At 44.1% G+C, this 6,907-nt stretch carries 6 protein-coding genes and 1 other RNA gene; 2 read left to right on the forward strand and 5 right to left on the reverse strand.

What is annotated here, in order from left to right:
• Nucleotides 1-48 precede the first annotated feature (48 nt).
• From A8805_RS10180 to A8805_RS10195, 4 genes are all read right to left on the reverse strand, one after another.
• Nucleotides 49-1,020: an AIR synthase-related protein gene (locus tag A8805_RS10180; protein WP_109710737.1), complete on the reverse strand. Its 972-nt coding sequence runs from the start codon at nt 1,018-1,020 to the stop codon at nt 49-51.
• Nucleotides 1,021-1,050: 30 nt separating this feature from the next.
• Nucleotides 1,051-2,568, reverse strand: coding sequence for a VanW family protein (locus A8805_RS10185; RefSeq protein ID WP_109710739.1), 1,518 nt, complete (start codon nt 2,566-2,568; stop codon nt 1,051-1,053).
• A 98-nt stretch (nt 2,569-2,666) separates the two neighbouring features.
• On the reverse strand, nt 2,667-3,371 hold the full coding sequence (nth, locus tag A8805_RS10190) for an endonuclease III (protein WP_109710741.1): 705 nt from the start codon (nt 3,369-3,371) through the stop codon (nt 2,667-2,669).
• A gap of 19 nt (nt 3,372-3,390) precedes the next feature.
• Entirely contained in the window at nt 3,391-5,097 is a 1,707-nt protein-coding gene (locus tag A8805_RS10195) for a B12-binding domain-containing radical SAM protein (protein ID WP_109710744.1), read from the reverse strand.
• Between the two features lie 98 nt (nt 5,098-5,195).
• Between A8805_RS10195 and ffs the strand changes: the two genes are divergently transcribed.
• Nucleotides 5,196-5,458, forward strand: an RNA gene (ffs, locus tag A8805_RS10200) — signal recognition particle sRNA large type.
• 4 nt (nt 5,459-5,462) lie between these two features.
• On the opposite strand, the gene tadA is transcribed toward ffs, so the two are convergent.
• Entirely contained in the window at nt 5,463-5,936 is a 474-nt protein-coding gene (gene tadA, locus A8805_RS10205; RefSeq protein ID WP_109710746.1) for a tRNA adenosine(34) deaminase TadA, read from the reverse strand.
• Between the two features lie 243 nt (nt 5,937-6,179).
• Between tadA and A8805_RS22110 the strand changes: the two genes are divergently transcribed.
• Nucleotides 6,180-6,907, forward strand: a 728-nt coding sequence (locus A8805_RS22110) for a hypothetical protein (RefSeq protein WP_330405915.1), incomplete at its 3' end; no start/stop codon positions are given.

The following is a 6,907-nucleotide window of genomic DNA, read 5'->3' on the forward strand; positions in this document are numbered from 1 at the left end:
GTTCCTCCTTATATCATCTGCTCTGTTAATCTCGTATTCTAATTAATGTCAACGCGGCCTGGGCCTCCCGCCCTGCTCCCACCAGAGCATCAGTTCATCCGGTGCCGGCCTGTCTAAATACCGCTTTTCTTCTCCGCTTGCGATTACCCTGGCATTCTTTTCCGTGGCAACCCCAAGCTTGGCGGCTCGAGCCCCCACCCCCTCCAAGGCTCTGACCAGAGCATCCCCATCTTCCGCTGTCATAAGGATACATCCGGCTGATGTCATCTGATAAGGATTCAGACCATAATATTCACATACTTCTATAGTTTCCTGTTTCACAGGCATCTTTGTTCTGTCCACCTCCAGACCAACGCCGGAAGCTTCCGCCAGTTCCCATAATCCGGCAAATACACCGCCTCCGCCAATCTGGTGCATGAATGTCACTCCTGCACGTCTGCCCGCTGCAATTGCATCCGCCGCCAGCATTTGGCTCTCAAGTTCTTTCATCTGTCTGAGAAATGCCGGAACAAAACGCCTGCCAAGCTCTTCTTTACGTTCTGACAAAATTCTGAGGGTACCCTCCAGCCCCACATATCCACATAATACGATGTCCTGACCTGGAACCGCCCGGGAAGGGCAAGGTCCATTTTCTTCCTGTATACCTCCTGCTGCACAGGCAAAAACAACCGGATAAGTTATACAGGGACTTACTTCCGCCTTTACCCTTGTGATTTGAGCCCCTGCAGTCCTGCACACCTCATCCATGTATCCAATCATTTCTTTCAGCCCCGACTCAGAAACAGATGGTGTGAGAAGAATTTGAAGAGATACATTTACGGGACCGGCGCCGCAGACAGCTAAGTCATTCAACACCCTTGCAACAGCAAATCGCCCTGCATCTCTCGCTTCACCAAAGACAACTGCGTCGGTATATATCTCTTCCATAGATGGAGAAAAGAGCGCCTTATCCTGTACGTTATGTAATTGTCCAAGCACCGACCTCTTCCAGACGGTCTGCGATAGATTCCCGATTTTCATACTTCTCCGCCTTCTCCGATGTTTCTATAATTATTCAGGCTCAGCCGCCCCTGTGGCCTCCTGAATTGCTTTCATAATCCTGGCCTCATCCTGCGTCTGGACCGCGTTATTGATTTTATCTGCATATTCCCGATTTTCTGATGCTGTGCCTACTGCAATTGTCTCCTTTGAGGGAACATACTGGCTGTAATTTATAATATCCCGGCTTTGTTCCTCACCGTTTAAATATATCACCTTCCACAACTGTGCCGATATTCCCGGCTCCGCATAGCTGAGCACATAATAGCTGCCGATGTAATCCTCTGTTGCCACAAATCGTTTCCCCTCAGGAATTGTCTCGTCCGTTGTCTCACTGACAAAATCCAGGGTCCTGTCCGCATCCCGGGTTTCTTTTCCATATATATTAAAAGTAAGACTCCCCTCTGCAAATACTCCTTCTATATAAATAGGTGTCTTCTGGTTATTCTGAAATTTTAAATCCTTTACGTCATCTGCAATTGCTGCGTCCATAGATGGCTGAACATAGGATACCAGCATAGTATGGGGAGAGCGTTCTGTTATTTCCAATTCTGCATACAGCACAGCATTATACAGTGTTGTAGATATCTGGCAAATGCCGCCGCCCATAGACTGCACTACCTTATCATCCTCATAAGATGCCGCCTCTGTAAAGCCATTTTCCTCTGTATAAGGCTCCATGACAGCATTAGCAGAATATTCCTCACCTGGCTTCATAAATGTTCCATTGATAAGCTGTGTCCCTCTCTCAATATTCTGTGACCGTCCGGAACCATCACTTCCATAAAATGTACTGTAACTTCCCAGCAAATCTGTAACCTCTGCTAAATCTCCCTCAGTCACCTGGGGCTCCACATATGTCACATCGGCCCTGACGCTGACACTCTTTCCGTCCCAGCCGCTGCCAAGCAGCCTGTTAACACTCTTTATAGTCTTTTTCACATCCAAAACTTCTCCTGGCTTTCCATTCACGATGGTTACCCCGGAATCAGACTGTGTTACCCTGGCATTCTCAGGAATGTTCAGCACACCTGCCAGTGCTTTCTCCAGCACTTCTGATGCAAGTCCCTCCGCTACTTCATAATTTACCGGGAATACTTTTTCATTTTGGTTCTTTTCTGCCTTCTTAAGAATTTTATAACAGGATACCGCACTTCCTTTTTTTCCATAGTCAAGGGCATCCCTTATCACACCATCCAGACTCTTTACAGAAAGCCCCATATCGCCTAAGGATGCTTCACTTTTTCTTCCATCCTCTAAAGTAAGCAGGACCTTCTCACCTGCATAGGCGGACAATTCTGTCTCCACCTTCTCTTTTGCCTTTTTCTTAGTTAATCCAGATACATCTGTGGTTCCAATGGAAACCCCCTGTATAATTATATGGCTGTCAAACTTCCTGATATAGCTCCTAAGGAAAATGTGCACACCGAAAATCACCGCTGCTGCACACAATACAGTAAAAGCAGCTCCCAGAAGTACTTTTCCCTCTGACCGCCCTATTTTTCTGGCTTTTCTTCTTTTGTTCCCCATAATCTTCCTCTTACGCAATATATGGAATTATCATAGTTGCAACCATGGCTAAAATAATTACCATAATTACAATAGAAATAATTCTTCTCACCTTTTTATTATAAAAATTCATTCTTTTTCGCCTTTCTGCTTATTTTGCTCCTGCTTTCCTTTCTCTTAGAGACAGGCCCACTTTCTGTAATTTTATACTCTTTGCAATATTTTTGCAAGAAGCACTCCTCACATTTAGGGCTGCGGGCTGTACAAAGGGAGCGCCCAAAAGTAATAATCTGTATATTATACAAAATCCAGTGGTCTTTGGGAAGTTCTTTCATCAAATCCTGTTCTATCCTGTCCGGATTCCCACTTTTCGTGAATCCAAGACGCCTGGAAATACGTTTCACATGTGTATCCACCACGATACTTGGCTCGTGGTAAATGTTTCCCCGGATTACATTTGCCGTCTTACGTCCTACTCCGGCCAAAGTAGTCAACTCTTCCAGACTGCGGGGAACCTCCCCGTCAAACTGTGTGACTAGTGCCTTCGCACAGGAAATAATATTCTTTGCCTTATTGTGATAGAACCCGGTAGATTTAATATCTTTCTCCAGCTCCTTCAAATCCGCATTGGCAAGCTTCTCCACGGTGTCATACTTCTGAAACAAATCTTTGGTTACAATATTTACCCTTGCATCCGTACACTGTGCACTGAGTATCGTAGCAATCAGCAACTGCCAGGGAGCCTCGTAGTCCAGATAACAGACATATTCCCGTCCATATTGATCATCTAAAATTGAAAGAATCTCTTTCGTGCGTTTCTTCATAAAATCTCACCAATCACTTTCAGTCTATATAAAACACATTTGCCTGATTTGTCAGTACATCCCTGTTTTTATAATCAAACAGTACCAGTTTTTCTCCAATCTTCTCCAAATGTGTCATCTTGCGTATCTGCCGCTTATTGTATTCCTCATATCCTTTCAGGTAATAATACCCGGCGGCTTCTTTATCGTAAAATTGCGCTGACTCTTCTTTTGTTATGGCTGGCTCACCTGCAAAGGCAGGCCTGTTTTTCACATTATCCCTCAAATACAAGTCTACAATCAGCAGCTTTCTATATTCTTCTTTATTTTTATCATCCCACTCTGCCGCAAAGTCAAACAGCACTTCATATCTGGTAATCCGGGAATGGCTTATCATATTCAAATCATTTTTTTCATAATACCGGCCAAGCTCCTCATACATAGAAAATGCATCCGTAAATGCCTTTTCTAATAACTGTAACGTATTAGTGAACTGACCGCTGTTATAATATACCTCCACCATTTCCTCTATCCCTTTTAGACGGATAATGTCACCGTAGGACAGCCATTTTGTAGACAGAACCTCAAAAGGCGGCCTGTCCTGGTATTGAAGCTGATATTCCCCGGCCTTTTCATACATATAAGAGCCTTTGAGTACTTTCAGAAATCCCAATTGAAGCTGTTCAGGCTGCAGGGCATATACATGGTTGAAGGACCGGCGGAAACTTTCATACCCCTCATAGGGGAGTCCGGCTATTAAATCCAGGTGCTGATGTATATTCCCGCCTGCCCGGATACGGCTTACACATTTTCTTACTTCATCAAATTCCATAACCCGGCGGATCTCTTTTATAGTATCCGGGTTTGTGGACTGCACTCCTATTTCCAGTTGAATCAGTCCCGGACGCATGGATTCCATCAGACGCATTTCTTCCTCATTCAGCAAATCCGCTGCTACTTCAAAATGAAAATTTGTTTTCCCTTTGTCATGTTCGGCAATATAAGACCATATTCCTATGGCATGCTCATGTCTGCAGTTAAACGTTCTGTCCACAAACTTCACCTGGGGAACTTCCGCATCTATAAAAATCTGCAGTTCTTTCTTTACTAATTCCAAATCCCTGAAACGCAGGCTCCTGTCAATGGAGGAAAGACAATAGCTGCATGAGAACGGGCATCCTCTGCTGGATTCATAATAAATAATCTTATTTTGAAACTTTTCCATATCATGATACACAAAGGGAATTTTGTTCATATCAGCCGCCGGCCTCCATGGATTCTCAGCGATGGATGACAAACCACCAGAAGATCCTCTTCTGCGGTATACAATTCCTTTTATATTTTCCAGGCCGTGTAATGTTCCGCTGTAGTAATTCATCAGCTCCAGAAATGTTTCCTCACCTTCCCCCCGCATAATGCCTTCCGCCTGGGGACAGTTTTCTAAAAATTCCACTGCATTATAGGAAACTTCCGGTCCTCCAAGCCAGATATGAACGTGAGGCAAAATCTTCTTTACCTCGGTGATTAACTGTTTTACATAAACAATATTCCACACATAACTGGAAAAACACAAAACCTCAGGGGTTTGTCTGTATATATCAGCTAAGATATCGTCTATTCCCTGGTTTATGGTATATTCTGCAATACTGATATTCTGTTCATAGGCTGATGCATAACTTTTCAAGCTATAAACTGCTAAATTAGAATGTATATATTTTGCATTAACTGCTATTAATAAAACCTTCATAAGTTTCCTTTCATAATTTTACTATAACTTTCCTTTATAGTAAATAAAAACTCCCTCTATCCGTTGACATTTGGATAAAAACAATGTAAAATTAATATCTGTGCAGCCGGGGTGCTAGCGGTACCTTGTACCTGCAATCCGCTATAGCAGGGGTGATATTACGCAGAGGGTGCTGATTTGCAAAGCTGCCCTTGGAAAGTGGCGTTGAGATTCGGGTCTTACGCGACGGAAATCTGTGAATCGTGTCAGGTCGGGAACGAAGCAGCACTAAGCAGAATCTTCCGGGTGCCGTAAGGGTGCCTGGGTTGAGCTAACTACCAAGGTAACGTTTGTGGAGATGCATTCGAAGCGTAATGCACATAAAATTATTCTTTTTTCTTCTTTTGCTTTTCCCGCAGTTCTTTAAAAAACTGCTTCATCATAATACTGCACTCTTCTTCCACTACTCCCGTCGTAAGCTCTGCCTGATGATTGAACTCTTTCATTTCCAGCATATTTAAAATAGAACCTGCACAGCCCGCTTTCGGATTCATACAGCCTACTACCACTCTTTTTATCCTGGACTGGATAATCGCTCCAGAACACATCTGACATGGCTCCAGCGTTACATACATCGTACAATCTTCAAGGCGCCAGTCATTCATCTTTTTGCTGGCTTTCTTGATTGCCAGAAGTTCGGCATGGGCCAGCGGATTCCTGTCTGTGGTCCTCCTGTTATATCCCCTTCCAATGATTTTATTCTGATAGGTAATAACACAACCTATTGGTACTTCCTCCAGGGCGTATGCTTTCTTTGCCTGTTTGATTGCTTCTTTCATAAATTTTATATCTAAATCCATCTTTCTCTCCCCCCTCCCTATTAATTTACCACAAATGTTGTTCTTTTTCAAAAATTCTCTGAATAGATTAGAATTAAAGAGAGACAAGGTCAGAGGTATATCATGATCCCCGGCATCTATTATTTATATGAATATAAAAATGAACAAAGGTTGAGAAATGTTGGTTTCATTAAAATCACACAGCACTATCACACTTATGCTCTAAAAATTAATGCCCGCAGAATTCCCATTCCATCAGACGGTATGATTAAACTTTTTGTGTTTTATGGGGAGGATTCTGATAGTGTTTCCCGGGAAATAGCTGAAATCCCCTTTGAAGATGAAAACTTTGCTGTAAATCTTTCTGTATCAGATTCCATGTTTCCCGAAGGTAAAACACTGGAGGCAATGGACGGATTTTTCCTTCGTACGGGCGATGGTCAATTTTATGGGGCAGTTTCAAATGAAGCCAATTTTGACACAAGAAGAATAAGAAATTGGGAGGAACCGGAGCAGACCGGTATAGAAACAGAAAATGAACTAGGTACAGAACTGGAAACTGAACCTGCGATAGACACAGAATTCGAGCCGCCCCTGGAGACTGGAATGCCGCCAGCTCCGGAAACCTGGGGGCAGCATGTCACCGAAGCAGACGAGGAGTTCGGCATGGAATTTGACATGGAAACTGACATCCATCCACTAACGAGAAACAGAGGGCACCAGCACATGGTAATTGAAATACCGCCCGAAACGGAAACCGGGGAGCAGCCCGGCACGGACAATGAAATGCCACCAGCTACTGGAGCTGGAGCTTCGCCGACCATGAACAATCGAAGGTCACCAGCCACTGGAACCGGAGCTTCACCGGCTATGAACAATCGCAGGTCATCAGCGCCTGGAACCGGAGCTTCACCGGCTATGAACAATCGCAGGTCATCAGCGCCTGGAACCGGAGCTCCTCCTACCATGAACAATCGGGTGTCACCGGTCAC

Origin of the sequence: Faecalicatena contorta (genome assembly GCF_003149105.1) — a bacterium.
GTDB classification, from domain to species: Bacteria; Bacillota; Clostridia; order Lachnospirales; family Lachnospiraceae; genus Muricomes; species Muricomes contortus_C.

Coding starts and splice junctions, on each gene's coding strand:
- A8805_RS10180 (WP_109710737.1), bottom strand. CDS start 1,020: ATGAAAATCGGGAATCTATCGCAGACCGTCTGGAAGAGGTCGGTGCTT.
- A8805_RS10185 (WP_109710739.1), bottom strand. CDS start 2,568: ATGGGGAACAAAAGAAGAAAAGCCAGAAAAATAGGGCGGTCAGAGGGA.
- nth (WP_109710741.1), bottom strand. CDS start 3,371: ATGAAGAAACGCACGAAAGAGATTCTTTCAATTTTAGATGATCAATAT.
- A8805_RS10195 (WP_109710744.1), bottom strand. CDS start 5,097: ATGAAGGTTTTATTAATAGCAGTTAATGCAAAATATATACATTCTAAT.
- tadA (WP_109710746.1), bottom strand. CDS start 5,936: ATGGATTTAGATATAAAATTTATGAAAGAAGCAATCAAACAGGCAAAG.